The organism is Leucobacter fengyongliangi (genome assembly GCF_050971685.1).
Taxonomy (GTDB): Bacteria; Actinomycetota; Actinomycetes; order Actinomycetales; family Microbacteriaceae; genus Leucobacter.
The window spans coordinates 150,688-176,072 of the sequence record NZ_JBPCEU010000003.1; the positions used below are offsets into that span (position 1 = coordinate 150,688).

Annotated in this window: 22 protein-coding genes, 1 tRNA gene and 1 pseudogene; 5 read left to right on the plus strand and 19 right to left on the minus strand. The window is 64.1% G+C overall.

Annotated elements, in window-relative coordinates:
- Window positions 1-174 precede the first annotated feature (174 nt).
- Genes ACR0R4_RS03630 through ACR0R4_RS03645 form a run of 4 tightly spaced genes read right to left on the minus strand, consistent with a single transcriptional unit; the run spans window position 175 to window position 3,492 of the window.
- Window positions 175-642 carry a Cg1360 family ATP-synthase-associated protein gene (locus ACR0R4_RS03630; protein WP_433645979.1) on the minus strand — a complete coding sequence of 156 codons (468 nt, stop codon included), beginning with the start codon at window positions 640-642 and terminating at the stop codon, window positions 175-177.
- Window positions 639-1,808, minus strand: coding sequence for an MraY family glycosyltransferase (locus ACR0R4_RS03635; RefSeq protein ID WP_433645980.1), 1,170 nt, complete (start codon window positions 1,806-1,808; stop codon window positions 639-641). The genes ACR0R4_RS03630 and ACR0R4_RS03635 overlap by 4 nt, the downstream gene beginning before the upstream one ends.
- Before the next feature lies 1 nt (window position 1,809).
- Window positions 1,810-2,475: an L-threonylcarbamoyladenylate synthase gene (locus ACR0R4_RS03640; RefSeq protein WP_433645981.1), complete on the minus strand. Its 666-nt coding sequence runs from the start codon at window positions 2,473-2,475 to the stop codon at window positions 1,810-1,812.
- A 42-nt stretch (window positions 2,476-2,517) separates the two neighbouring features.
- Complete coding sequence (locus tag ACR0R4_RS03645) at window positions 2,518-3,492, minus strand: N5-glutamine methyltransferase family protein (protein WP_433645982.1); 975 nt, start codon at window positions 3,490-3,492, stop codon at window positions 2,518-2,520.
- Between the two features lie 127 nt (window positions 3,493-3,619).
- Between ACR0R4_RS03645 and cysK the strand changes: the two genes are divergently transcribed.
- Both cysK and cysE read left to right on the plus strand, forming a co-directional pair.
- Entirely contained in the window at window positions 3,620-4,555 is a 936-nt protein-coding gene (gene cysK, locus ACR0R4_RS03650) for a cysteine synthase A (RefSeq protein ID WP_433645983.1), read from the plus strand.
- Between the two features lie 100 nt (window positions 4,556-4,655).
- The gene (gene cysE / locus ACR0R4_RS03655; RefSeq protein WP_433645984.1) at window positions 4,656-5,225 is read left to right on the plus strand and encodes a serine O-acetyltransferase; all 570 of its coding nucleotides are present in this window, start codon (window positions 4,656-4,658) and stop codon (window positions 5,223-5,225) included.
- Window positions 5,226-5,250: 25 nt separating this feature from the next.
- Here the strand turns inward: cysE and ACR0R4_RS03660 are convergent, their stop codons facing one another.
- The 8 genes from ACR0R4_RS03660 to argS all read right to left on the minus strand — a co-directional run bounded on the left by ACR0R4_RS03660 (window position 5,251) and on the right by argS (window position 16,292).
- On the minus strand, window positions 5,251-6,654 hold the full coding sequence (locus ACR0R4_RS03660; RefSeq protein WP_433645985.1) for an MFS transporter: 1,404 nt from the start codon (window positions 6,652-6,654) through the stop codon (window positions 5,251-5,253).
- A gap of 76 nt (window positions 6,655-6,730) precedes the next feature.
- Entirely contained in the window at window positions 6,731-7,804 is a 1,074-nt protein-coding gene (gene prfA, locus ACR0R4_RS03665) for a peptide chain release factor 1 (protein ID WP_433645987.1), read from the minus strand.
- Window positions 7,805-7,846: 42 nt separating this feature from the next.
- Window positions 7,847-9,889, minus strand: a complete 2,043-nt coding sequence (rho, locus tag ACR0R4_RS03670) for a transcription termination factor Rho (protein ID WP_433645988.1) — start codon at window positions 9,887-9,889, stop codon at window positions 7,847-7,849.
- 192 nt (window positions 9,890-10,081) lie between these two features.
- Window positions 10,082-11,005 (minus strand): homoserine kinase, encoded by a 924-nt coding sequence (gene thrB, locus ACR0R4_RS03675; protein WP_433645989.1) that lies wholly within the window; start codon window positions 11,003-11,005, stop codon window positions 10,082-10,084.
- Window positions 11,002-12,342 (minus strand): homoserine dehydrogenase, encoded by a 1,341-nt coding sequence (locus ACR0R4_RS03680; RefSeq protein WP_433645990.1) that lies wholly within the window; start codon window positions 12,340-12,342, stop codon window positions 11,002-11,004. The genes thrB and ACR0R4_RS03680 overlap by 4 nt, the downstream gene beginning before the upstream one ends.
- A 60-nt stretch (window positions 12,343-12,402) precedes the next feature.
- On the minus strand, window positions 12,403-13,800 hold the full coding sequence (gene lysA, locus ACR0R4_RS03685) for a diaminopimelate decarboxylase (protein ID WP_433645991.1): 1,398 nt from the start codon (window positions 13,798-13,800) through the stop codon (window positions 12,403-12,405).
- Window positions 13,801-13,842: 42 nt separating this feature from the next.
- The gene (locus ACR0R4_RS03690) at window positions 13,843-14,628 is read right to left on the minus strand and encodes an LmeA family phospholipid-binding protein (protein WP_433645992.1); all 786 of its coding nucleotides are present in this window, start codon (window positions 14,626-14,628) and stop codon (window positions 13,843-13,845) included.
- 2 nt (window positions 14,629-14,630) lie between these two features.
- A complete protein-coding gene (argS, locus tag ACR0R4_RS03695; protein WP_433645993.1) occupies window positions 14,631-16,292 on the minus strand; it encodes an arginine--tRNA ligase in 1,662 nt (553 codons plus the stop codon).
- An 82-nt stretch (window positions 16,293-16,374) separates the two neighbouring features.
- Between argS and ACR0R4_RS03700 the strand changes: the two genes are divergently transcribed.
- Window positions 16,375-16,447: transfer RNA gene (locus ACR0R4_RS03700), tRNA-Arg, on the plus strand.
- A 193-nt stretch (window positions 16,448-16,640) separates the two neighbouring features.
- Here ACR0R4_RS03700 and ACR0R4_RS03705 read toward each other — a convergent pair.
- Complete coding sequence (locus tag ACR0R4_RS03705) at window positions 16,641-17,345, minus strand: MIP/aquaporin family protein (RefSeq protein WP_433646042.1); 705 nt, start codon at window positions 17,343-17,345, stop codon at window positions 16,641-16,643.
- Window positions 17,346-17,542: 197 nt separating this feature from the next.
- On the opposite strand from ACR0R4_RS03705, the gene ACR0R4_RS03710 reads away from it, so the two are divergent.
- Both ACR0R4_RS03710 and ACR0R4_RS03715 read left to right on the plus strand, forming a co-directional pair.
- A complete protein-coding gene (locus ACR0R4_RS03710) occupies window positions 17,543-18,538 on the plus strand; it encodes a metalloregulator ArsR/SmtB family transcription factor (protein ID WP_433645994.1) in 996 nt (331 codons plus the stop codon).
- A gap of 12 nt (window positions 18,539-18,550) precedes the next feature.
- On the plus strand, window positions 18,551-18,958 hold the full coding sequence (locus ACR0R4_RS03715) for an arsenate reductase ArsC (RefSeq protein ID WP_433645995.1): 408 nt from the start codon (window positions 18,551-18,553) through the stop codon (window positions 18,956-18,958).
- 66 nt (window positions 18,959-19,024) lie between these two features.
- Here the strand turns inward: ACR0R4_RS03715 and tsaD are convergent, their stop codons facing one another.
- The 6 genes and pseudogenes from tsaD to glmS all read right to left on the minus strand — a co-directional run bounded on the left by tsaD (window position 19,025) and on the right by glmS (window position 25,377).
- Window positions 19,025-20,104: a tRNA (adenosine(37)-N6)-threonylcarbamoyltransferase complex transferase subunit TsaD gene (gene tsaD / locus ACR0R4_RS03720; protein ID WP_433645996.1), complete on the minus strand. Its 1,080-nt coding sequence runs from the start codon at window positions 20,102-20,104 to the stop codon at window positions 19,025-19,027.
- A complete protein-coding gene (gene rimI / locus ACR0R4_RS03725) occupies window positions 20,101-20,577 on the minus strand; it encodes a ribosomal protein S18-alanine N-acetyltransferase (protein ID WP_433645997.1) in 477 nt (158 codons plus the stop codon). The genes tsaD and rimI overlap by 4 nt, the downstream gene beginning before the upstream one ends.
- On the minus strand, window positions 20,574-21,368 hold the full coding sequence (gene tsaB, locus ACR0R4_RS03730; protein ID WP_433645998.1) for a tRNA (adenosine(37)-N6)-threonylcarbamoyltransferase complex dimerization subunit type 1 TsaB: 795 nt from the start codon (window positions 21,366-21,368) through the stop codon (window positions 20,574-20,576). The genes rimI and tsaB overlap by 4 nt, the downstream gene beginning before the upstream one ends.
- Window positions 21,368-23,035 carry an alanine racemase gene (alr, locus tag ACR0R4_RS03735; RefSeq protein WP_433645999.1) on the minus strand — a complete coding sequence of 556 codons (1,668 nt, stop codon included), beginning with the start codon at window positions 23,033-23,035 and terminating at the stop codon, window positions 21,368-21,370. Before alr ends, tsaB begins: the two co-directional genes overlap by 1 nt.
- 134 nt (window positions 23,036-23,169) lie before the next feature.
- Window positions 23,170-23,520 (minus strand): annotated as a pseudogene (locus ACR0R4_RS03740) (holo-ACP synthase); the annotation flags it as partial.
- Window positions 23,521-23,526: 6 nt separating this feature from the next.
- On the minus strand, window positions 23,527-25,377 hold the full coding sequence (gene glmS, locus ACR0R4_RS03745; RefSeq protein WP_433646000.1) for a glutamine--fructose-6-phosphate transaminase (isomerizing): 1,851 nt from the start codon (window positions 25,375-25,377) through the stop codon (window positions 23,527-23,529).
- Between the last annotated feature and the right edge of the window lie 8 nt (window positions 25,378-25,385).

Below are 25,385 nucleotides of genomic sequence, written 5' to 3' on the forward strand. Positions count from 1 at the left end.
TCGGGGTGTGAATTGCATCCACACAGCGGCGAACGATGGTCGTGCCCCCAGAACGCACAGGCACGCACCAATAGCGACCCGGCAGGGAACGTAACGATCCTATCAAGGATTCTTCCCTCGGCGAAACCGAGGCCCCGGATTCGAAGCTCAGCACAGAAACCTCGCGGCTGCCGCTCACGCGCCGCGGGCGTCCGAAACGTAGGGCATCCGTGTGCGTGTGACGATCAACACGTCAATAATGAGCGAGACAAGCACCCCCGCGATCAGGGAGAAGAAAAGAATTCTGGTGTCAAGCCAGGTGGCGTCACGGAGGAGGATCACGACGACGATGAATGCCACCAGTTTGAGCAGCCATGCGCCCATGACGATCGCGAAGAAGATGACTACGAAGTTTTCACTGTTGATGAACTTCGCGTTCGCGAAGGCAATGCTGCCAATCGTGAGCCCGAGGAGCACAAACGCAAGCGTAGCTCCCAGCACTCCGCCCAGGGCTCCCGGTGCCCCCGACACGAAGTATCCGACGGCACCGAATCCCGCCATGAGCACACCTGTTGCGATTGCACCCAACCCCAGCGCCTTCAGCAGTACGGGCTGAGAGGTAGGCAAGCGTCGATCTTCGGGAAGCGTGGTCTCGTCACTCACTCGACTGTGGTCCTCTCGTTGGTGGCGCGTTCTGCCTGCGACAACCGTAGCAAGCCGCGCTGGATGAGAATTGCACGTATTCGTGACACAGGTAGGAGCGTCACCACCACACAGAGCGCTGTCCCCAAGATCGCGACGAGCGCCGGCCACAAATAGTCCTGCATGGTGAAGACCATCAGGCACGCCACCGAGACGACCACCGTTCCGAGATAGAAGATGATGACTGCCTGCACGGGTGAATGGCCCATGTTCAGCAGGCGGTGGTGGAGGTGAAGCCGATCCGCCGTGAACGGACTCTTGCCCGCACGAAGCCGCCTGAACACAGCGAGTGAAAAATCGGCGAGCGGGAGCGCGAGCACTGCGACGGGAAGAATGATGGGAATGAAACTGGCAATCACCAGCTTCTGGTCGAGTTGACCTGGGTTCAGCTGACCCGTCACCGACACCGTCGAGGTGGCCATCAGAAGCCCGATCAACAGGGCGCCCGTGTCGCCCATGAACATCTTCGCTCGATGCCAGTTAAACGGGAGAAAGCCCGCCGCAATCCCCACGACGATTGCCGCGATGAGCGCGGCGAGTGAAATGGAGGGGTCAGCTCCCGTCCTCGCGACGAGGAGTTGCGTATAGATGAAGAACACGGAGTTTGCGATGATGGCCACGCCGGCGACAAGCCCGTCGAGGCCGTCGACGAAGTTCACCGCATTCATGACCAGCGTCATGAGGAAGACCGTGAGGATGAAATTCACCGTCGGCGAGCCCACGATAAGCGTGTCTCCGACAGGCAGCGAGACAATTTGCGCACCCTGCCAAGCGAGCAGACCTGCCGCGGCAAGCTGAGCCGCAAGCTTCACCATCCAGTCAAGATCGAGGAGGTCGTCAAGCACGCCCACCACAGCGATGATGGTGCAGGCACCCAGAAGAGCCCAGAGTTGCGTCGTCTCGGCAAAGACCTCGTCGAAATTGACGAGAAATGCCGCGACCAAGGCAGCCGCGAGGATGCCGAGATACATCGCCACGCCCCCCAGCCTCGGCGTGGGAGCGCTGTGCACGTCTCGCTCTCGCACCTCGGGCGCGAGCCCAAATCTCCGACTCAGTCGCAACACTCCGGCTGAGGCGACAGCGGTGACTCCTGCCGCGACGGCGGTGACCACCAGGAATGGCAGCATCTCAGCCTTCGATCGTCACCTGAGGCAGTAACGTCGCGATCGACTCCCGCGAGACACCACCAGCGCGCAGGATACGGAGGATGCCGCCTTCGTTCGTCACACCCGTGACGTCAACGATCGTCGATGCGGTGCCGTCGCCGGCGACGGGCCCTGCGTCGAGATACACTGCCACGGCATCTCCTAGCATGTCTTGCGCCTCGGTGATGACGCGCGCAGCCGGTTCGCCGGTGGAGTTCGCTGACGAGACTGCGAGGGGGCCAGTCTCCTGCAACAGCTCAAGCGTCAGCGGCAGATCGGGAATGCGCAACGCGACGGTGCCCCCCGTCTCCCCCAAATCCCAGCTCAGCGACGGCTGGGCCGTAAGCACGATGGTCAGCGGACCCGGCCAAAACGCATCGGCGAGCGCACGAACCGGATCCACTACCTCTGCAGCCAACGCGTCAAGCGTGGCGGTGTTCGGAATCAGTACCGGTGGAGGCGACTGCCGGCCGCGCCCCTTTGCGTCGAGCAATCGCTGCACCGCTTCTGGAGCGAACGCATCGGCCGCGACCCCGTACACCGTATCGGTGGGCAGCACGACGAGTTGCCCCCTACCGAGCGCCTGTCGCGCACTGCGCGCAGCCGCGAGCAGCTGGGCGCTGTCGGAACAATCAAAGACCAAAGCCATAACCGAGAATCTTACTCTCCCCGAGGCTTTCTGGGCTGGGCCTCAGCGGATCGCTGTGGTCGCCCGGTCGCGACGCGTGAGATCTTGGTGCGTCGCGGCCTGTCGCCAGCCATCGGCTGCGAGCAGCGAGCGGATCGCCGCTCCCTGACTTTCCGCGTGTTCGAGCACCAGGGTGCCGCCTTCCACCACCAGCTCTCTGCCCACCCGGCTGATCACGCGCACGACGTCGAGGCCGTCTGCCCCTCCGTAGAGGGCGAGCGCCGGGTCGTGATCGCGCACCTCTGCGTCTCGGGGCACCATCGAGTCGGGCACGTACGGCGGGTTCGAGATCAGCACGTGCACGAGACCCGCGAGCGCTTGCACGTGTTCGAGGGTCCGAGGAGTCGCAAGTCCACCACGCACGCCCTCGTCTTGGTGGAATCGCGCCCTCTCGGCACGCGTTTCGTCGCCAATCGGGATTCGGGCATCCCCGAGCGGATCGAGATCGGCGACATCGCCCAACACAAGCTCGACTCGCCCATCGCCAAAGAGTTCCACGTTGCGAGTCGCCCAGGCGTGTGCCTCGCGACTCTTCTCCACGGCCCAGACGGTTGCGGTCGGCACCTCTGTTGCGAGAGCGAGAGCAATCGCGCCGCTGCCGGTGCACAGATCCACCGCGATCGGGTGTGGATCGGGCACGGCCTGCAGGGCATCGATCGCAAACTGAGCCACGACTTCGGTCTCGGGCCTCGGCACAAAGACCCCGGGGCCAACGTGGAGTTCCAGGCTGCGAAACGGGGCCCGCCCGGTGAGGTGCTGCAGTGGGACTCGCCTGGCCCGCTCTGAGGCGAGATCAAGGATCACTTCGCGATCCTCGGGAGCGACCTCAGCCCCGAGCAGCGCGAGCGCCTGCACGCGACCGCGCGATTCACCCAGCACGTGGGCCACGATGAGCTCCGCGTCTCCTCCGGGATGCTCGATGCCAGCGGCCTCGAGTGTGTCTCGGATATCGCGCAGCAACTCCCCAACCGTGATCATTCCACCACTGTGGCACATTTGCGAAACATCACTTCACATTCATAAGCCCCGGAAAGGGGTCAGATAACGAAGGAGTATAGTTTCATGTGGACTTGTACGACCACGAGGATTCGCGAGGAAGATACCCATGGCACGCACTTTGAACAACATCACCGAGGCCCTCGGAAACACGCCGCTTGTGCGGTTGAATCGCGTCACTGACGGCGCGGAGGCCGAGGTGTTCGCCAAGCTGGAGTTCTACAACCCCGCCGGCAGCGTGAAAGATCGTATTGGTGTCGCAATCATCGATGCCGCTGAGCAGTCGGGCGCACTCAAGCCGGGCGGCACAATTGTCGAGGGCACGAGCGGAAACACGGGCATCGCCCTCGCCCTAGTCGGCGCGGCGCGCGGATACCGGGTCGTGCTCACGATGCCCGAAACCATGAGCATTGAGCGTCGCAAGATGCTGCGGGCTTATGGCGCGGAGCTTGTGCTCACCGAGGGTCCCCTCGGCATGCGCGGCGCGGTCGATAAGGCGAAGGAGATCGTCGCCAGCACTCCCGGTGCAATCCTCGCAAATCAGTTCGGCAACGCGGCAAACCCGGCCATTCACCGCAAGACGACTGGCCCGGAGATTTGGAACGACACCGACGGACAGGTTGACATCTTTGTCGCTGGCATCGGCACTGGCGGCACGATCACCGGCGCGGGCGGCTTCTTGAAGGAGCAGAACCCGAACGTCAAGGTTGTCGCGGTGGAACCTCTCGACTCTCCGCTCCTGTCAGAAGGCACCGCTGGGCCACACAAGATCTACGGGCTCGGCGCGAACTTCGTTCCCGACATCCTCGATCGGGAGGTGTACGACGAGGTGATCGATGTCTCACTCCCCGATTCAATCGCGAAGGCGCGCGCGCTCGGCACCGACGAGGGTATCCTCACGGGCATCTCCGGGGGCGCGGCCGTCTGGGCAGCGATTGAGGTCGCGAAACGCCCCGAAAACGCTGGCAAGAAGATTGTGGTCATTGTGCCTGACTTCGGAGAGCGCTACTTCTCAACCGTTCTGTTTGAAGACTTGAACGACTGACCCGCCCGGTTCCCATGCCGCAGCTGCGGGTGTGCATCGTTTAACGATGCGTACCCGCAGCCGCATTTCCCCGGCCACACACGACGAAAGCAATTGAACGGTGAGTCTCTTTTCCCGAATGCGCGAAGACATTCAGTCAGCGAAGCGCCATGATCCGGCGGCACGGAGCGCCGCTGAAGTGTTTTTCGTGTATTCGGGCCTTCACGCCGTCTGGTGGCACGGCCTGTCGCACGCACTGTGGCAGCGGGGGCTCCGCTTCGCCCCACGCGCGATCTCTCAGCTCACCCGCTTCTTCACCGGAATCGAGATCCACCCGGGTGCACGGATTGGTCGGCGACTCTTCATCGACCACGGCATGGGCGTGGTCATTGGCGAAACCGCGGTGATCGGCGATGACGTGCTCATCTATCACGGCGTGACGCTTGGTGGCACGGGACACCACGGAGGAAAGCGGCACCCCACTATTGGGAATCGCGTGGTCATTGGGGCCGGGGCCAAGCTCCTCGGCAATATCACTCTCGGAGACGATTGCGCGGTTGGAGCGAATGCTGTCGTGGTGAGCTCGGCACCTCCTTGGAGCACATTGACCGGTATCCCGGCGGTGTCGCGACCGCGCCGTGGCGCACCGCGCGCCGAGCTTCCCGACACGGCCGATTTCTACGTGATCTAAGCTTTCCCCACGGGGTTTCCACCCGCTAGCTCAGGCGTCGACCGTGCTGCTGCATCCATCTTGCTGTTCGTCGCTGTTCGATAAGCATCATCGTGATGCCCACGGCCCAAAAGGGGATCTGCACGGCAAACGCCCACCGGAACGCATCAAGCGAGTAAGAGGAGGGTGAGCCGGCTCCTTGTACATCCAAGGTGAAACCGATGAGGAAAATCACGAGCAGCGACGAGGTGAAACCGGCAGTATTCACAAGCCCGGTCGCGAAACCAGCGAAGCTGCGCGGTGTATGAGAACGTGAAACTTCGAACGCGATCATAGAGGCTGGCCCGCCGACGGCGATGATGAACATGAGACTGGCCAGCAGCCACACGGGCGGGGTGCCGGGCCAGAGCAAGGTGACCACCCAGGCAAGCGCAATCGTCACCGCTATAGCCATGACCATGCGGACCCGCCGTTCAACAAATCGCGAGCTGAGCGGCCCCAGGACCACCCCGCCCAGCATTGACGATACAATCATCAAGCTCAGCAGGCCAGAGGCAGTTGCCGCGGTCAGGCCCACACCTCCGGTGAGAAACGGGGTACCCCAGAGCAGCACGAAAGCGTTAGCCGCAAACGGCGCAGTGAAGTGCACCCAGTAGGCCAGTCTGACTCCGGGAATACTCAGCAGCCGACGACTCTTGTCGATGAACCCGAGCCCAGGAACACGTCGCGTTTTCCCCGGATCCACCACTGCCATCATCGCGGTTGCCGGGGGCGCCAGCGCGGCGAGTTCTGAGGTGTTTTCGGTGCCGCCAAGTGATCTGGCTTCTCTGCTAGTACGCCCCAGTCTCCCGGTGACCCGCTCAAAGACGGTACCCGCGTGCGGGTAGTCGCGAAGCACAAACACGCCAAGCAGCACTACGAGAAACCCGATGGCCGCGACGCCGAGGAACCCGGGCATCCACCCGAGCCCTCCAACGATGAGCGCGAGGGGAATGACCGAGACTAGCTGGCCCGTCTGACCAATGAGTCCGGTCGCCTGACCAACGATCGGGAGTTGGCGCAACGCAAACCAGGCAGGCAACATGCGCATGACGCTTATAAACGTGCATGCATCTCCGGCCCCTACCAGCACGCGAGCAAGGATCGCGAACGACACGTCAACGACTGTCGCCATGAGAAGTTGCCCCGCGAGCATCAACACACCGCCCGTGAGGATCATCGCGGTCGGCCCGAAGCGGTCTAGGAAGAGACCGACCGGGATCTGCAGCCCGGCATAGACCACCAGTTGTAGGGTACCGAACGTCGCAAGCGTGGTGGCATCTACGCCGAAGTGTTCCTGGGCCGCGGGGCCGAGCGCAGACAGCGACGATCGATTAATGACCGCAACGGCGTACGCCAGTGCAGCGACTCCCCACACCAGCCACGGCAGGAATGTATGAGAGCGGCGCATAGTGCCATGGTATCGTCCGCGCGGGGGCGGTCTGAGCGTCGCGAAACGTGCCCGGAGAGCCCTGTGGTTCGCTCTGCTACGAACTCAGATCTGCGAGCCGAGCTTCCTCGTCGGCGCGAATGCACGACTCAATGACTGGCTCCAACGCCCCATTCATCACATGATCAAGGTTGTAGGCCTTGTACCCGGTGCGGTGATCCGCAATACGGTTCTCTGGGAAGTTATACGTGCGAATTCGCTCGGATCGGTCCATTGTGCGGATCTGGCTCGAGCGGTGGGCGCTTGCCTCAGCATCCACCTCTTCCTGCCGCTTCGCAAGGATGCGCGCGCGCAACACCCGCATTCCGGCTTCGCGATTCTGCAGCTGCGATTTCTCGTTCTGCATGGCCACCACGATGCCGGTCGGCAAGTGAGTAATGCGTACGGCGGAGTCGGTCGTATTGACGGATTGCCCGCCCGGCCCGCTTGAGCGGTACACATCAATCTTGAGATCGTTCTGATTGATTTCGATCTCGTCGGGTGCATCTACCTCGGGGTACACCAGCACACCGGTGGTAGAGGTGTGGATACGACCCTGTGATTCGGTGACGGGCACGCGCTGCACACGGTGCACGCCACCCTCGTACTTGAGATGCGCCCAAACTCCTTGTGAAGGGTCAGTGGCGTTTGACTTGATAGCGACCTGCACGTTTTTGTAACCGCCCAGATCACTCTCATCCTTCTCGAGGATCTCTGTCTTCCAGCCCTTGCTTTCCGCGTAGTACATGTACATGCGCAGCAGGTCGGCCCCGAAGAGCGCCGACTCAGCGCCGCCTTCGCCGCCCTTGATCTCGAGGATCACATCGCGCGCGTCATCAGGATCGCGCGGGATGAGGAGCCGCCGCACCTTCTCCTGAGCCTCTGCGAGGGCCTCTTCGAGGGCGGGAACCTCTTCGGCAAAGGCTTCGTCCTCCTTCGCGAGTTCGCGCGCAGCAGCAAGATCGTCAGCAGTGTGCAGCCACGATTCGTGGGCGGCCTTAATCTTGCTGAGCTCCGCATATCGCCTATTCACCTTCTTCGCGCGAGCAGGGTCAGCGTGCAGGGCCGGGTCGGCCAATTCATCCTGCAGTTGCGTCAACTCGCTGAGGAGTGACTCCACCTGTTCGAACATCTTTCCTCCGCTGCTTGAAACTCGTCGCGTTCAGCCGTGCCGTCAGGCGCGCACTGAGGTGCGCTGTACCAGCGCAAGATACTCAACATTCGTCGACGTCTCCTGCAGCTTGTTCAGGACCATCTCAAGGCCGTTCTGCTGACCCAACTCGACCACGGAGCGACGCACCTGGCCCAGCACATCTGCCTCGGCCTCACTCGTCAAGAGCTCTTCCCGCCGCGTTGCCGAGCTGACGAGGTCGATCGCGGGAAATGTGCGTCGCGCGGCCAGCTCGTCCACGAGACGAAGCTCCATGTTCCAGACACCAGCAAGCTCCTCAAGGATGAGCTCGTCGGTGCGCGAGGTTGAATGTGCATTCGCCGTGGCGATGATGGTCAGCGATCCACCGTTTTCCAGATTGCGTGCAGCTCCCAACAGACGCTTCACCGGCGCGAGAACCAACGGGTCGAGAATGCCGCCTGCGAGGCGGGCCGCAGCAGGACTCGCGAGGTGGTGCGCCCGGCCCAAACCGGTCACCGAATCAAGCAGGACGACCACGTCGTGTCCCAACTCAACGAGTCGCTTTGCGCGTTCGACCGCGAGCTCGGCAACGGTCGATTGGTCTTCTGCAGCACGATCAAAGGTTGCTGAGATGACCTCGCCGTTGATGCTGCGCTGCAGCTCGGTGACCTCTTCGGGTCGGGCATCAAGCAGCACCAGCATGAGGTGCGCCTCGGGATGGTTGTGCGCCACTCCGGCGGCAATGTGCCGGAGAGCCTGAGTCTTGCCCGACCCGCTGCCTCCCGTGATGAGACCGCGCTGCCCCAGCCCGATCGGCGTGAAGAGATCAATCAGGCGCTGAGTGAGCTCAGCCTTGCCGGTTTCGAGTCGAAGCCGTTGATCGGGATTGATCGGTGTCAGATCCTGGAAATCGACTCGATTCTGCTCGTCTTCGACGGGGCGCGAGTTGACCGTATCTACCTTGACGATCGCGTTGTACTTCTGACGACCTCCACCATCGGTGTCGCGAGGCTGGCGGATCGCGCCGACAACTGCGTCGCCCTTGCGAAGGCCGTACTTCTTGACTTGACCGAGTGAAACATACACGTCGTTCGTTCCCGGGAGGTACCCGCTCGTGCGCACGAAAGCGTAGTTGTCGAGCACGTCGAGAATGCCGGCGACGGGCAGCAGCACGTCGTCTTCGGTGATTTCTGGCTCAAGATCGTCAGGCTGGCCGCGGCGCTTGCGCTCGCGCTGACGGGTGCGACTCGACCGCGCAGGAGCCTCCCCGTTGCGGGCGGACGATGTGTCACTTCCGCCCCTCTCGGCGCCCTCTGACTGCTGCTCGCCATCTTCGGTCTCACTGGGCTCGGCGGGGCGGCGCGACTGACCGTTGCGTGAGCGACTGCGCTGGTTTGACTGGGTCTTCTGATTCCCCTGGCCTCGCTGATTACTCGACCGGCCTTGGCCAGCCTCCGCTTCGGGATCTGACTCCGGCTGCGTCACTGCCGCTGGCACGGGCTCAGACTGAGCGGCTTCTGTGCTTTGTGGCGCATCGCTTGCCGGCGCATCGGCAACGGGTGCATCAGCCTCAACGGGCTTCTTGCGACTGCGCGTCGCACGACGCTTGGGCGCGACGGGAGCCTCGGCATCAGCAGATGCTTCATCTGGGGAAGCTGTCGCGGCCTGCCCATCGTCCACGGATTCGTTGGACTGGGGCTGAGCCTGGGGCTCGGCCTCGACCGGCTTCTTGCGACTGCGCGTCGCACGCTTCTTCGGCGCTGCCGCCTCTTCTGCTACGGGAACTTCAACGGCCTCGGCGCTCGACGCACGTGCCGCACGTGGCTTCTCTGCGGCCGTCTTCTCAGCGCCACGCTTCTGGGCGGCAGGCTTTTCAGCGGCACGGTTCTCGGAAGCGGGTTCAGATGCCTCGTTGGCCTGTGCCGCGGGAGGGGCAACCGCCTCGCCGGTAGCTGCGGTCGCCCGGCGCGATCGACGGCGCGCTGGGGCTGCCTCGGCGTTCGTAGGCTGGTCTGCTGCCTGCGCAGAAGTAGCCAGGGTTGCACCAGCTGCGGGTGCGTTGGTCTCGTTGGAGATGTGCTCCACGGTCATCCTTTCGGGAGAGGTGCCACGGGAACTCTCAGATACAATGCTCTGATGTTCGCGGCGATGCACGAGTGTGCGTCAGGATCGCCCGACGAAGCGGGCGAGGAAACGATCCACCACCGGGAGGGTTCACCACAACCCATAACATTCGGGGTGGAGATCCACTCTTTCACACACGCGGGAGAACCACGGCTACGCGGCGGGAATCTCTTCTACTGTAGCACCCTTGATATCAACAGCCAGGAACAACGCGCGCCAGCTGCCGCCGTGAGCCTCTGCCACCTTCGCTGCCGCGAGTCGCTCGGCAGGCCCGCTCGCGAGCACGAGGATCGAGGGCCCCGCACCGGAAACGACTGCAGCGTGCCCCGCCGCACGAAGTGCACCGATGAGGTCGCGAGTGAGCGGCATGGCTTCCCCGCGATAGTTCTGATGCAGCCGATCTTCGGTTGCCTCGAACAGCAGCTCTGGGCTCTGCGTGAGGGCCGCGACGAGCAGCGCAGAACGAGACACGTTGAACACCGCGTCTTCATGCGGGACCTGTGCCGGCTGCAGGCTGCGGGCAAGCTCGGTTGACATGGTGAAATCGGGCACGAGCACCAGCGGCGAGACACCCCGGTGCACCATGAGCCGCTTGAACCTCGGACCCTCGGCATTGGTCCAGGCAATGGTAAGCCCACCAAAGAGCGCAGGCGCGACATTATCTGGGTGACCTTCGAGCTCAGTCGCAAATCGCAAGAGTTGGTCGTCGCCGAGGCGCACCGGGTCTGTGGCATCGTGCGCGAGGAGGCCGGCGGCGATCATCACACCTGCCACGATCGCCGACCCCGACGACCCCATACCGCGGCCGTGTGGAATGCGATTGTGCGCCACGATATCGATACCGGGCATGGTGCGGCCCAAGCGGTCAAAGACGTGCCGTACCGAGCGGGCCACGAGATTCGTCTCGTCGGTGGGAACCTCCCCCGCACCCACTCCGTTTACCGCTACAGAGACGCCCGGGGTATCACGGGTCGCTACGGTGAGCTCGTCTCCGTGTGACAGCGCAATTCCCAGCGTGTCAAAGCCTGGACCGAGGTTGGCGCTCGTGGCCGGTACGTGCACCCGCAGTCGCGTCATGAGTTGCCCTCAAGGCGCAGCACACTCGTGACAGCCGTGACCGCCTCGCTGTCGCGCAACTCCTCGACGGTCGCCGCGAGGTCGGCCTCGCGCGCCCGGTGTGTACCGATAACGAGCGACGCGGTGCCGCGCGAGCCCTCGGGTACTGACTGTTCGACGCTCGACGCGGAAACACCGTGCTGTGCGAGAATCCCGGCGATGGTCGCGAGAACCCCAGCTTCGTCACGCACCTCGAGCATGATCTGGTAGCTCGTGGTCACCTCGCCAATCGGCAGAATGGGCAGGTCGGCGTGCGCGGATCCCGGGATACCAGGCCCACCCACCACGTGCCGGCGCGCGGCCGAGACTAGGTCGCCGAGTACCGCGGAGGCCGTCTCGACACCGCCGGCGCCGGCGCCATAGAACATGAGTTCCCCGGCCGCCTCTGCCTCGACGAAGACCGCGTTCTTCCCGCCGTGCACCGCTGCAAGCGGGTGATCGCGGCTGATCAGCGCCGGGTAGACCCGCGCGGAGACACCCTCGGTACCATCCGCCGCAGTGAGTCGCTCAGCGATGGCAAGAAGCTTGATCACATAGCCGGCGTGTTTAGCCGCTTCGACCTGTGCCAGGGTTACCCGCGTGATGCCCTCGCGGTACACGGAGTCGACAGGCACCTCAGTGTGAAAGGCGATGCGTGCGAGAATGGTCGCCTTCTGCGCCGCGTCATAGCCCTCGACATCAAGCGTGGGATCCGCCTCGAGATAGCCGAGCTCGGCAGCCACGCGCATCGCGTCCTCGGCGCTGTCGCCAAAGCGATCCATCCGATCGAGAATGTAGTTCGTCGACCCGTTCACGATACCCAACACCCGAGTAACGTGGTCACCCGCGAGGCTCTCACGCAGCGGACGAATGATCGGGATCGCGCCAGCAACCGCAGCCTCGTAAGACAGCTGGGCACCGACCTGCTCGGCCGCCTCGCTCAGTTCGGGGCCGTGCGCGGCAATCAACGCCTTGTTTGCGGTAACCACGTCGGCTCCGCCCTCAATCGCGCGCAAGATCAACGAGCGAGCGGGCTCGATGCCGCCCATCAGCTCCACGACCACATCAGCACCGAGCACCAGTTGCTCGGCATCGGTCGTGAACAGCTCACGGGGCAACTCCACGTCGCGTCGCGCGTCAATGTCGCGCACGGCGATACCGGTGAGCTGCAGATTGGCCCCAATGCGGGCCGCCAACTCGTCGCCATGGTCGAGGATAAGCCTCGCAACTTGAGCGCCCACTGAGCCGCAGCCCAGGAGCGCAACGCGAAGATCGCGGTAACCGTTCACTTCGTTACTCCGTTCGATTTGTTGTGGCATGTGTGATGTCGAGGAAAGTGGTGGATCGCGAATCGCCGCGCGGCGCTCCGTGCGAGCGCCCTAGAACACACTCCGCGCGAGCAGGTCGGCCTCGGTTTCGCCACGCACGATCACTCGCGATGTACCGTCTCTCACGGCAACCACCGCGGGCCGCGGCACGTAATTGTAGTTGCTCGACATCGACCAACAGTAGGCCCCGGTCGCTGCCACCGCAAGGATATCGCCCGGGGCAACGTCACCGGGAAGCAGATCACGGTTCACGACGATGTCGCCCGACTCGCAGTGCTTGCCCACTACGCGCACGAGCGCGGGCTCGGCATCGCTGCGCCGGTTCGCAAGGCGCACCTGATAGTCGGCACCGTACAGAGCCGGACGAGGGTTGTCGCTCATCCCCCCGTCGACGCTGACGTACAGCCGCTCGGCAGAACCCAGATCCAGGCTCTCTCGCTCAGCGTCGCTGCCCGCGAGCTGCACCGGCTTCGTCGTGCCCACCGTGTAGAGGGTGATGCCCGCTTGCCCAATGATCGACCGACCTGGTTCAAAGGCGAGCTTCGGAATCGCGATGCCCGCGGCGCGGCAGGTATCTGCCACGATGTCGGCGAGTTCCCGCGCGATTGTGGCAACATCTGGAGCTTCGCTCGCCTGTGCTGAGGTGTAGGCGATGCCGAACCCTCCGCCGAGGTTGAGCTCTGCAATCGGGGTGCCGGTGATACCCGCCAGGTCCGCGTATACACCGATGAGGCGCCTTGCAGACTCGCGAAACCCGTCGGTCGCGAAAATCTGTGATCCGATATGGCAGTGCAGGCCCATGAAATCGAGGCTCTCGTGGCTGACGATGGCCCGCACGAGCTCGGTCGCTCGAGGGAGCGGCAGGCCGAACTTCTGGTCTTCGTGCGCGGTAGCCAGGTAGTCATGCGTCCCGGCGTGCACGCCGCTGTTGACGCGCAGACGAACGCGCTGGCGAATCCCCGCGGCTGCCGCGGCCCGCGCTACCCGTTCGATCTCCTGCTCGCTATCGAGCACGATCGTGCCCACGCCAGCGCCTACCGCGCGCTCAATTTCGGCGACCGACTTGTTGTTCCCGTGGAAACCGATGCGCGCCGGATCTATGTCGGCGGCGAGCACCACCGCGAGTTCCCCGCCGCTCGCAACATCGATGTTGAGGCCCTCCTCCGTCATCCACCTGGCGACCTCGACGCAGAGAAACGCCTTACCCGCGTAGTAAACAGTCGCCTCGGTGCCGACGCGGGCAAATTCTCTCTGCAACGCGGCGCGCACTTCACGGGCCCGGAGCCGGGCCGCGTTCTCGTCGATGACGTAGAGCGGTGATCCATATTCTTCCACGAGATCAGTCGCCGTGAGATTCCCAAGTTTCAGTCTCCCGCAATCGCGCCCTCGACGCGAAGTTGGCGGGTAGACACGTGGATCGATCGCGTTCGGGTCGACGGCAGCACTCACCCCACAAGCTTACCGCCCTCGGCATACTCCCCCGTGGACCGGCTACGCGCAGGTGCCGAGCTCGAGTTGCGCGGGGTTCGCGATGATGTCAGGAGCGAGGCTCGCGGCCACGGTCACTGCGCCCGTCGACGAGAAGCGAATCTCAGTGAGGGTGACTCCCGCGGGGAGTTGGTCGCGCACACACACCGAATGCGGCTTCAGTATCCCGTCGAGGGAGGTACCCGCGATTTGGCGAATCTGCTCGGCAGTGAGATCCGCCCCCGCCGCACTCACCGCGGTGGGCTCAACCAGGAGATCGCCATCGCTCACCGCAACAGCGAGACTCGCCTCGATGGGTATCCTCACGCCAAACATGGAAATGTCTCGTCCAAGCCGGAGCTCACCGCCAGTGACTCCGCCCGTATTCGCGACACCCGAGGTCACGAGCGCGATCACGGAGCCCAACTGATCTGCGGGAATCGTGACCGACGCGTCGGCCGCTTCCATTGGGCGACCAGTCGCGTCGTACGGCAGAGCCTGGGCCGATGCCGCCACCGTCACGGTGATGCCTTCGAGTACTGTCACCTGCGGCACCCGGATCGACACGTCGCCAACGTTGCCCGCGAGTGCGCTCAGCAACGCCGACCCTTCGACTGTTACGTCGACTGGGTGGTCGACGGTCATGCCGAAGCTGTCTCTCACCGCACTCGCGACGATGCCGGGAACAATGAGCCTGAGCGCAAGCTCGGCCGCGCCCGCGAGCGCCGCGAGTACCAGCACGATACCCAGCACCCGCAGTGCCCAGCGCGGTCTCCGTGGTGCCGTTTCCGCAGTCGCAGCCGCGGTCATTGCTAGAGCCGTTCCGGCGCGCTGACACCCAGCAAATCGAGACCGTTGCGGATCACTTGACCGGCCGCGTCGTTCAGCCACAGGCGCGTGCGATGCAGGTCGCTCACCGGCTCCTCGCCGAGCGGAATCACCCGGCAGTTGTCATACCAGCGGTGATAGGCGGCCGCCAGCTCCTCGAGGTAGCGCGCCACCCGGTGCGGCTCACGCAGCTCGGCGGCACCAGCGACGATGCGCGGGTACTCCTGCAGTTTGCCGAGCAGATCTGACTCGGTGTCATGGGTGAGCAGCGCAGGCTCAAAGGTGCTCCGATCCACACCCGCGAGAACGGCGTTGCGATCCACCGCGCAGGTGCGCGCGTGGGCATACTGCACATAAAACACCGGATTGTCGTTCGTGCGGCTGCGCAGCTTTTCACCCTCGAGCGAGAGCGGCGAGTCAGCCGGATAGCGCGCGAGCCAGTAGCGCAGCGCGTCGCTGCCGAGCCACTCGAGCAGGTCGTCAAGCTCGATGATGTTGTTCGCCCGCTTTGAGAGCTTCGCGCCGTTGAGGTTGACCAGTTGACCGATGAGGACCGTGATGTCGGTCTCGATGTTGTCGCCCGCAGCTCCCGCGAGCGCAGTCAGGCGGCCAATGTAGCCGTGGTGGTCGGCTCCCAGAAGATAGATCTTCTCGCCGAAGCCGCGATCCTTCTTCGTGAGGTAGTAGGCGGCATCCGCGGCGAAGTAGGTGTAAATGCCGTTGCCGCGGGTGAACACGCGATCCTTGTCGTCTCCGAAGTCGGTGGTGCGCACCCAAATCGCGTCGTCTGCCTCAAAAACGTGCCCCTGCTCGCGCAGCCGGTCGACCGCGGCCTCGATGGGGCTCTGCTCCCCGTTCGCGCCGGGTGTGTGCAGGGTGCGCTCAGAGAAGAAGACATCAAAGTGCACGTTGAAGCGCTCAAGCGAGTCTTTGATCTCAGCGAGCTGTCGCTGATACGCAGTTTCCTGCGCCAATTCGAGTGCCTCGTCTCGCGGCAGATCCGCGAGATTCGGGATCTCGCCGCGCACGTGCGCGCCCAGTGACTGAATGTATTCACCCGGGTAGGCATCCTCAGGAGCGGGCTCACCGAGCGCCGCCGCCAGAACCGATCGACCGAACTTGTTCATTTGCGAACCGGCATCGTTGATGTAGTACTCGTTGGTGACCTCGGCCCCGGCTGCTCGCAGGACACGAGACAGCGAATCGCCAAGCGCAGCCCAGCGAGTGTGGCCCATGTGCAGCGGGCCGGTGGGGTTCGCTGAGACGAACTCGAGGTTGATCTTTTGGCCGGCAAGAACGGTGCCCCGCCCGTAGCCTTCACCCTGCTCGAGGATTCGACGCGCAGTCTCGCCCGCGCTGGCCGCATCGAGGGTGATGTTGATGAAGCCAGGCCCGGCAATCTCGGCCTTCGCGATGCCGTCGATTTCGGAGATGCGCTGCACGATCTCGGCGGCAAGTTCACGCGGGTTCGTGCCGATCCGCTTCGCGAACTTCATCGCGAGGTTCGAAGCCCAGTCACCGTGCTCGCGGTTCTTGGGTCGCTCTGGTTCAGCGTCCGATTCGGTCACAACGATCTCGACACCGCGTTCGGCGAGGAGATCGTTCAGGATACGGGCGAGAGCGCTGGCAAGTTCTTGGGGGGTCACGAGTGACCATTCTACGTGCGGCATCGCGACGGAAGCTCCGAGCGTGAAACGGGGTCTCCAATTGCGCTAGGATTGTCAGGTCGCCTCCGTAGCTCAGGGGATAGAGCGCCGGTTTCCGGTACCGTAGGTCGGGGGTTCGAATCCCTCCGGGGGCACTGAATTATGCGCAGAGCATCGCTCTGCGCATTCAGGGTCCCGTGCCGTCCACGACGGCAGCCAACGGAGCGAAGCGCCCGGTGGGGCACTGAGCATTTGCACGAAGCATGGCTTCGTGCGCGAAGTGCACCCAATCGCCACTGCGATTGCCCACGGAGCGAAGCGCGCGGTGGGGCCCACGGGCATCTGCCGTCAGCGGCTCGGGCTGCGCTGCGGAAACAGCGCCAGTACCAACAACACCCCCACCACTCCACCCACAAGCTGCGCAACGATGAATGGCAGCACAGAGACTGGCGCAATCCCCGCAAACGTGTCGGAAAACATTCGGCCAATCGTCACCGCGGGGTTTGCGAACGACGTGGAAGATGTGAACCAGTAGGCCGAGCCAATATACGCGCCGACGGCCGGGCCGATGACGAGTGGTCCACGCCCTGACCGGGCAAGGGTAAAGATCAAAAGCACGAGGCCCGCGGTGGCCACAACCTCGGCGAGCAGTGTTCCCGGGGTGACCCGATCGGTAGCGGAAAGGCTGGTCGGCAGATCAAACATGAGGTTCGCGAGCACCGCTCCCCCGATGCCTCCGACGACCTGTGCCAGCACGTACGGAGCAAGATCCCGACCCGCAAACCCGCCCCGAGCGCGACGACCAACAAACCAGTCGGCGAGTGTGACCACCGGGTTGAAATGGGCCCCCGAGACCGATGCAAGGATGACTATCAGCACGGCCAGGCCGAGCGCGGTAGCGAAGCTGTTCTCAAGGAGCTGCAGCCCGATGTCACTCGGCGACAACTCGCTGGCCGCGATTCCGGAGCCGACCACTACAGTCACCAGCAGTCCGGTGCCGAGGAATTCTGCCAGCAGCCGCCGCCAGAGCGATGGGACAGATAGAGATGTCATGTTGTGCTCACTCACGTCGATACTCATTCACTGGGTCGCGGCTGTCTCGCCGACCCACCTTGACGGTAGGCATCATCGATGTTTCGACGTGTGGCGACGCATGTGACTATAATCGATAAGTGTCGATATAGACGAATCTCGATATAACTTCGTCGCGGCGTTGGCATTCACACCCAGGCATCCGTAGGGGGCACCTCATGAGCACCACACCGACCGAGACCAACCTCGCCTGCTCGCCGACCGAGTCGCACGCCATGGGCACGGAGGCGGCCCAGTCACTTGCGGCCACCCTCAAAGGACTGGCTGATCCGCTGCGGCTACGGATGCTGTCTGCAATTGCCGCAGATCCGCGTGGGGAATCCTGCGTGTGCGATCTCGCAGAACTCAGTAGTGTCGCGCAGCCCACCGTCTCGCACCACCTCAAGGTGCTCAAGGATGTCGGTTTACTTGAATCCGACCGCCGCGGCACCTGGGTGTGGTACCGCATCCCCGCAGACCGCCGCACTGCCGTCACCGCACTACTCGACTCATTTGCGCCGGCTGCGGTGGCTGACGATTCCCGCTCCCATGCCCAGGCAGCCCTGCCGAATCTTGACGAGCGAGTCACTCATCTCGCAGAGCAGCTCGCATCGGCCCACCCCGACCTCCCACGCAGCGAAGTGCTGTGGCTCGTTCGTGAGTCCTATGCCTCGCTCGCCCGCACAGCACGGGTCGCCACCCACCTCATTCCCCTCACCGAACGATTCGCCAAGCAGCGGATCGCCGATCTGCATCGAGACCGTGAGCATTCCGGTCCGCAAGTACTGTTCGTCTGCGTGCAAAATGCAGGCCGTTCGCAGCTTGCCGCGGCCCTCGTGAACCAGCTCTCGGCCGGAAAAGTGGTCGCCCGCTCCGCAGGGTCGGCGCCGGCCGCTCACGTCCATCCGCACGTGCACGACCTCCTGGTGGAGATCGAGGGCGTTCGAGCCGATGAGCGATTTCCCAAGCCACTCACCGACGATGCTGTGCGTGCCGCCGATGTCGTGGTCACGATGGGCTGCGGTGATGTCTGCCCCATCATTCCGGGCGTTCGCTATGAAGACTGGGCTGTGGGCGATCCGGCCCTCGCCTCTCCCGAGGGCGTCGCGGCGATCCGCGACGATATCGCGGCCCGCGCACAGGCGCTTATTTCAACCCTCACCACTCACGATTAGGAAAGCAACGCAATGAGCACATCCACCCCCACCGTTCTTTTCGTCTGCGTGCACAACGCGGGCCGTTCTCAGATGGCCGCCGGCTACCTGCGCCACCTGGCAGGAGACCGAATCCAGGTGCTCTCCGCAGGATCCCTTCCTGCCGAACAGATCAACCCGGTCGCGGTCGAAGCCATGCGTGAGGAGGGCATCGACATCACCTCGGAAGCCCCCAAGGTACTGACCACCGAAGCCGTGCAGGAATCGGATGTCGTCATCACCATGGGCTGCGGAGACGTTTGTCCGGTCTTTCCAGGGAAGCGCTACGAAGACTGGTCGCTCGAGGACCCGGCAGGGCAGGGCATCGAATCCGTGCGACCGATCCGCGACGACATTCGTGCGCGCATCACCCAGCTCGTGTCCGAGATCCTAGGCGCGTAAGAACGTCGGGGCACACTCACCGAGTGTTCGAGCAAAGCGGGGCCGGGTCATCCCAGCCCCGCTTTGCTATACCTGCACCTGGGTAACTGGCAGCGTCGAGTCGGCGCCGAAACCGAGGCCTGACGGCTCGTGACCCGCCGCAACGAGTTGCGCCCCGAGGGAGGCGATCATCGCGCCGTTGTCGGTGCACAGCGAAAGCGGCGGCACACGCAGATCGACACCGGCCGCAGCCGCGCGCTCGGCCGCGAGCGTGCGCACGCGAGCGTTCGCGGCGACTCCACCGCCCAGCAGCAATCGGGGCACGCCGAGATTGCGACACGCGTCGATGGCCTTTGCGGTGAGCACGTCGGCGACCGCCTCGCGAAAGCTCGCGGCGACATCAGCGACAGGGACATCCCTTCCCGCGTCCTGCTCCTTCTCCACCCAGCGGGCAACCGAGGTCTTGAGCCCCGAGAACGAGAAATCGTAGCGGTGCTTCACCAGGTCCTTCGGCAAGGTCAGCCCACGAGGAAACCTGATGGCGTAAGGATCGCCGTCGGCCGCGACCCGATCGATGTGGGGCCCGCCCGGGTAGGGCAGACCGAGGAGCCTCGCGACCTTGTCAAACGCCTCGCCCGCGGCATCGTCGATGGTCTCGCCCAGAAGCTCCACGTCGCTCACGAGGTCGCGCACGACGAGCAGTGAGGTGTGCCCACCCGAGACGAGTAACGCCACGGTCGGCAGCTCGAGTTCGCCCACGGCCCCCGCGACCTGACGCAGCCCCTCACCCTGCAAGAGGTCTGCTCCCACGTGTCCGACCAGGTGGTTCACCGCGTAGATCGGCTTCCCAAGCGCGATCGAAAGGGCCTGCGCAGCAGAAACACCCACCATCAGCGCACCGGCGAGACCTGGCCCGGCGGTCACCGCAACAGCATCGATATCTTCCAGGCGGATCCCCGCTTCGGCCACGGCCTGTTCGATCGTGGGCCGTAGCGCCTCGAGGTGGGCACGAGCCGCCACTTCCGGCACGACCCCGCCGAAGCGCGCGTGTTCGTCCATCGAGGAAGCGATGGTGTTGGCCAGCAGCGTGCGCCCGCGCACGATCCCCACCCCGGTCTCGTCACAGCTTGTTTCGATACCGAGCACCAGTGGCTCTGCCACGCTCACGCGCTCCCCCGTTCCGTTCGTCGCATCACAATTGCATCAACATTGCCTGGTTGGTAGTAGCGGGGCCGGACACCGATTTCTTCAAAGCCGAGTGACTCATACAGACCGCGCGCGACGGGGTTGTCAGCACGCACCTCGAGAAATACCTCACGCACTCCGCGTTCACTCGCGGCCCGCAGAAGGGCATCCATGAGGCGTCGCCCACGGCCGCTGCCTCGCGCGCCTGGCACCACCGCGATCGTCTGAATGTCAGCGTCTGCTCCGACCGCCAGCAGCCCGCCATACCCGACCACCACACCCAAATCGTCAACCAGCGCCAGGTACGCGCGGTGATCTGCGGTCAGCTCCTCGCGCATGAGCTCACGGCTCCACGCATCGTCGCCGAAGACGGCCGCCTCGATCGCCCAGATCTCGTCGAGATCCGCCAAACTGGCAGCACGTAATGTGCAGGCCGCGGGCCGCTCATCGCTCATTGTGTCGCCAGCCCAGACACTCTCTTTGGTCCGGCTGAGGGTTTCACATCGGGTGCGCGCAGGTAGACGGCCCGATCCGCTTCGAAGTCCCGGCCGCTCGCCAGCCGCCGCGCGGCAAGCTGCACGAGCCTGGCCGCGGGGATCCGCTCGGGCCAGATCTCGCCCGCGACCGGTTCATGCGCGGCACGGGTGACCAGATATGGCTCTCCCCTGCGCACCGGCACCCCGACCCAGTCGAGCACACCATAGTCCGTGACGAACAGCTCCCGGCGACGCGCATCCTGCACCACGCGCACAGATGCCGTCGCACCTAGCTGCAACACCGAGAGCGCGACGGCCTCGTGGCCGAGCAACGGCAAGAGCTGCACCCCGCGACCAACCGCGAACGCCTGCGCCGCCGCAATCCCCACGCGCAAGCCGGTAAAGGGCCCGGGGCCCATACCAGCCACGACCCCTGTTACTTCGGATCCACGCACCCCAGCAAGTTCCAACGAACGAGCAATCAGGGTACCGATCACCTCGGCATGGCCGCGGGCATCGTCGCTCACGACCTCGGCGATTCGACCCGCGTGACTCACTGCGACCGAGGTGCCCAGCGAGGTGTCAATCGCCAGAAGCACTCGATCGCCGACCTCGGGCGCTTCGATCACTCGCTCAGAGGGCGAGGCCGAACTGAGCTCCGCGGGCATCGAACTCGACCCACGGCTGCCGGATTCCGTGGTGCGTGCGGCGAGGTCAGTGTTGCCATCGAGCGGTTCCAGATCATTGACACCTGGTACATACCCGCACATCAGCACACCCCTGCCTTCCACCGGTCGCCGTAGCCGGTCACCGTAACGACGCGTGGCTCTATCCCCGATTCGTCCCATTCGCCGGCACCTGCCCCGGTAGGGCGCTCGATGAGCACCTCAACCCAGGAGTCGCGATCCTCGAGCATTCCAGCCCCCCATTCGGCGACCACGACTGATCGCTCAAAATCGAGGTCGAGGTCATCGAGTTCGGCGGCATCGCTGAGCCGATATGCGTCGACGTGCACCAGCGGGGGGCCACCGATAAGCGACGGGTGTGTGCGAGCGAGCACAAAGGTGGGGCTGGTCACCGGGCCGCGCACTCCGAGGCCCTCGCCAATGCCGCGGCTCAACGTCGTCTTCCCGGCCCCGAGCGGTCCGGTCAAGATCACGAGATCGCCCGCTGCGAGTTGCCCACCCAGCCGCATCCCGAGCGCGTGCATGTCGTCTGGGTCGGCGATCTCGAATCGGCGCGAGGTTGGGCCGGGTACCAGTGCCGCCCGGCCGCTGGGCACCAAGATGTCCTCGTCCGCAGTGCCGGGTACGTCGTCCAGGGCGACGCGCACCACGCGGGAGCCTATCCCGACGATGATCTCGTAATTAATGGTGCGCATCAGCTCGGCCCAAATCTCCACCGGAGGAACGCCGGTGCTCGGGTCACCGAAAAACACAACGGATTCTCCCACGCTCACCTTCCGGGCGAGGCTTCCGAGATCGATGATGCACTGGTCCATTCCGATTCGGCCCACGATCGGGCAGTGCTGCCCCGCGATCGCGACAGTGGCACCTGCCCCGTTGAGCGCGCGAGGCATACCGTCCGCGTACCCGACGGGCACGAGTGCGAGCGTCGTGTCGCCCTGCACCACGTGGTTGTACCCGTACGATACTCCAGTCCCCGCGGTCACCGGCCGCAATCCCACGATTTCAGATTTCAGCGTCATCGCCGGGATCAACCCCAAATCTGCCGATGTCCGATCGGCAAATGGGCTCAACCCGAAGACCGTGACCCCCACGCGCACCGTGTTGTAGTGGAGATGCGGAGATGAGAAGGTCGCAGCAGAGGCCGCAAGGTGTATCAGCTCGGGTTCGCACCCCGCCTGGCGCAGCATCTCGATGGCCAGATCGAATCGCGCGGCCTGGGAGCGGTCGCTTTCTTCCCCGGCGTTCGCGAGGTGACTGAAGATTCCTCTCACCCGAACGAGCCCCTCAGATTCCAACGCGGCAGCCCGCGCGAATAGCGCCTCCCACTCATCTGCAGATGCGCCGTTTCGGCTCAGGCCGGTATCGACCTTGAACTGCAGGGTGGCGACGCGACCAGAGCGCTCCGCTGCTGCGGCAAGCGCCTCGAGTTGCGAGATGTGACTCACGCCGATCTCGATGTCGCCCTCGAGCGCGGCATCGTAGTTCGCACGCACCCCATGTAACCAGCACAGGATCGGCGCATCGATCCCGAGGTCGCGCAGCGAGAGCGCCTCCTCGAGATCCGTGACCCCAAGAAGCGCCGCGCCGCCCTCGGTTGCGGCGCGCGCGGCGATTTCGGATCCGTGGCCGTAGCCGTTGGCCTTGATCACCGCGATCACCTGACCGCCCGTGAACTCGCGAATCCGGCGAACGTTATGCCGAATCGCCGGCAAGGAGACCTCTGCGGTGCGCATTGAGCCGGTTCTCACGCAGCCCCCTCGCGATCGGTTATTGTCAGGTGCTCTGGAGTATCTGATGTCGACACCAGGCTCGATGTCGATTTCGGTGTTTCGAGAGTACTCGCTCCGTCCGAGACGGCCAGCGTCGACCCACCACTTTCGAGATCCGACTCGACCACCACGAAGGCCGTGGCGACCCCCGCGTCGTGTGTCAGTGACAGGTGAATGCGGTGCGCCCCGCGCACGTGCAGCGCACGTTCGAGGGCCGCGGTGCGCAGGAAATACGGCGCGCGCTCTGCCCCTCGCCGCACCTCCATGTCCTGCCAGCTCAGGCCAGCAGACCCACCCAGAGCCTTGATGAGGGCCTCCTTCGCCGCGAACCTCGCCGCGAGCGAGCGCACCCCCAGGCCTCGTTCCTCACCAACGAAGAGGCGATCCACCAGCGCCGGCGTGCGCGCAAGCTGCCGCTCAAATCGATCGATCTGAACGGTGTCGACGCCGATGCCGCGGATCATCGGACGCTATTCGACCGTGACCGACTTCGCGAGGTTGCGCGGCTGGTCGACATCGAGCCCCTTGGCTGTCGAGAGTTCAAGCGCGAACCACTGCAGCGGCACCACCTGCACCAGCGGCTCGAATAGCGCGTCGGTGAGCGGCAGGCGAATCACGTCGTCGGCGTAGGGCAGCACCGCGGTGTCCCCCTTCTCCACGATCGCAATCACGCGGGCACCGCGCGCCCGAATCTCTTGAATGTTCGAGACGACCTTCGAGTGCATGATGGGTGACACGCGTGGGCTCGGCACGAGCACGAATACGGGCTGGCCGTGATCAATCAACGCGATGGGTCCGTGCTTCAACTCCCCCGCAGCAAATCCCTCCGCGTGAATGTAGGCGATCTCCTTCAGCTTGAGCGCGCCTTCGAGTGCCGTGGGGTACCCCACGTGTCGGCCAAGGAAGAGCACCGAGCGGGTGTCTGCCATCCAGTGTGCAAGTTGAGCGATCTGCTCATGCGTGTCGACCGCCTCGCGGATCCGCTCGGGCAACTGCTCAAGCTGTGACACAGCGGCGGCCTCATCGATCTCGGACAGCACCCCGCGCACGCGCCCCAGGTGCAACCCGATGAGGTACAGCGCCGTGATCTGGGCCGTGAACGCCTTCGTCGAAGCGACGGCGACCTCGGGGCCCGCGTGGGTGTACACGACCGCGTCGCTCTCACGCGGGATCGTAGCGCTCTGCGTGTTGCAGACCGAAACGTTGACCGTGCCACGTTCCTTCGCGTACTTGACCGCCATCAGCGTGTCCATCGTTTCACCGGATTGACTGACCGAGATGACCAGGGTGCGCGAGGTTAGCACCGGGTCACGGTATCGGAACTCATGGCTGAGCTGCACCTCGACGGGCACCCGCGCCCATTGCTCGATCGCGTAGGCACCGATCTGACCCGCGTATGAGGCAGTACCGCACGCAATAATCACGATGCGATCGATGCCCGTGAGGACATCGCTGCCCAGCTCAGTGAGTTCAGGGATCTCGACGTGACCGTCCACCACGCGACCGCGAATCGTATTCGCAACGGCATCCGGCTGCTCGGTGATTTCCTTCGCCATGAACGAGGACCAGCCACCCTTGTCGGCAGCTCCCGCATCCCAGGCTACCTCGTACTCCGAGAACTCGACGGCGTTCCCGGCGAAGTCGGTGATCCGCACCTCCTGCGGCGTGATGATCGCGATGTTGTCTTCGTCGATCGCCACCGCACGATTGGTGTAGCTCACAAACGCGGCAACATCAGACCCCAGGAAATTCTCTCCGTCGCCGAGCCCGACCACCAGCGGAGAGTTGTGCCGCGCCGCGATCACGGTCTCAGGGGTGTCTCGGTGCATGGCGAGCAGTGTAAAGGTGCCGTGCAAACGGGCGACCACGTTACGGAACGCCAGCTCAAGGTCACCAATTCGAGAAATCTCGCGACCCAGCAGCGCCGCAACAACCTCGGTGTCTGTCTCGCTGAGCAGTTCGATGCCGTCCGTCTCGACCTCGGCGCGAAGCTCAGCAAAGTTCTCAACGATTCCATTGTGGATCAGCGCCAGATTGCCGCCGTCACCCAGGTGCGGGTGCGCGTTCACATCGGTCGGCCCCCCGTGTGTAGCCCAACGGGTGTGCCCGATACCCGTGGCCGCCGCCTGCACCGGATTCTCATCAAGGAGTTCGACCAGTCGCGCAAGCTTGCCCGAACGCTTGCGCACCAACAGCTCGTCGTCGGCATCAAGCACGGCGATGCCCGCCGAGTCATAGCCCCGATATTCAAGACGCCTCAGTCCGTTGACGAGCACCTCAACGGTGTCGCCCAGGCCGACATATCCCACGATTCCACACATGCGCCCCA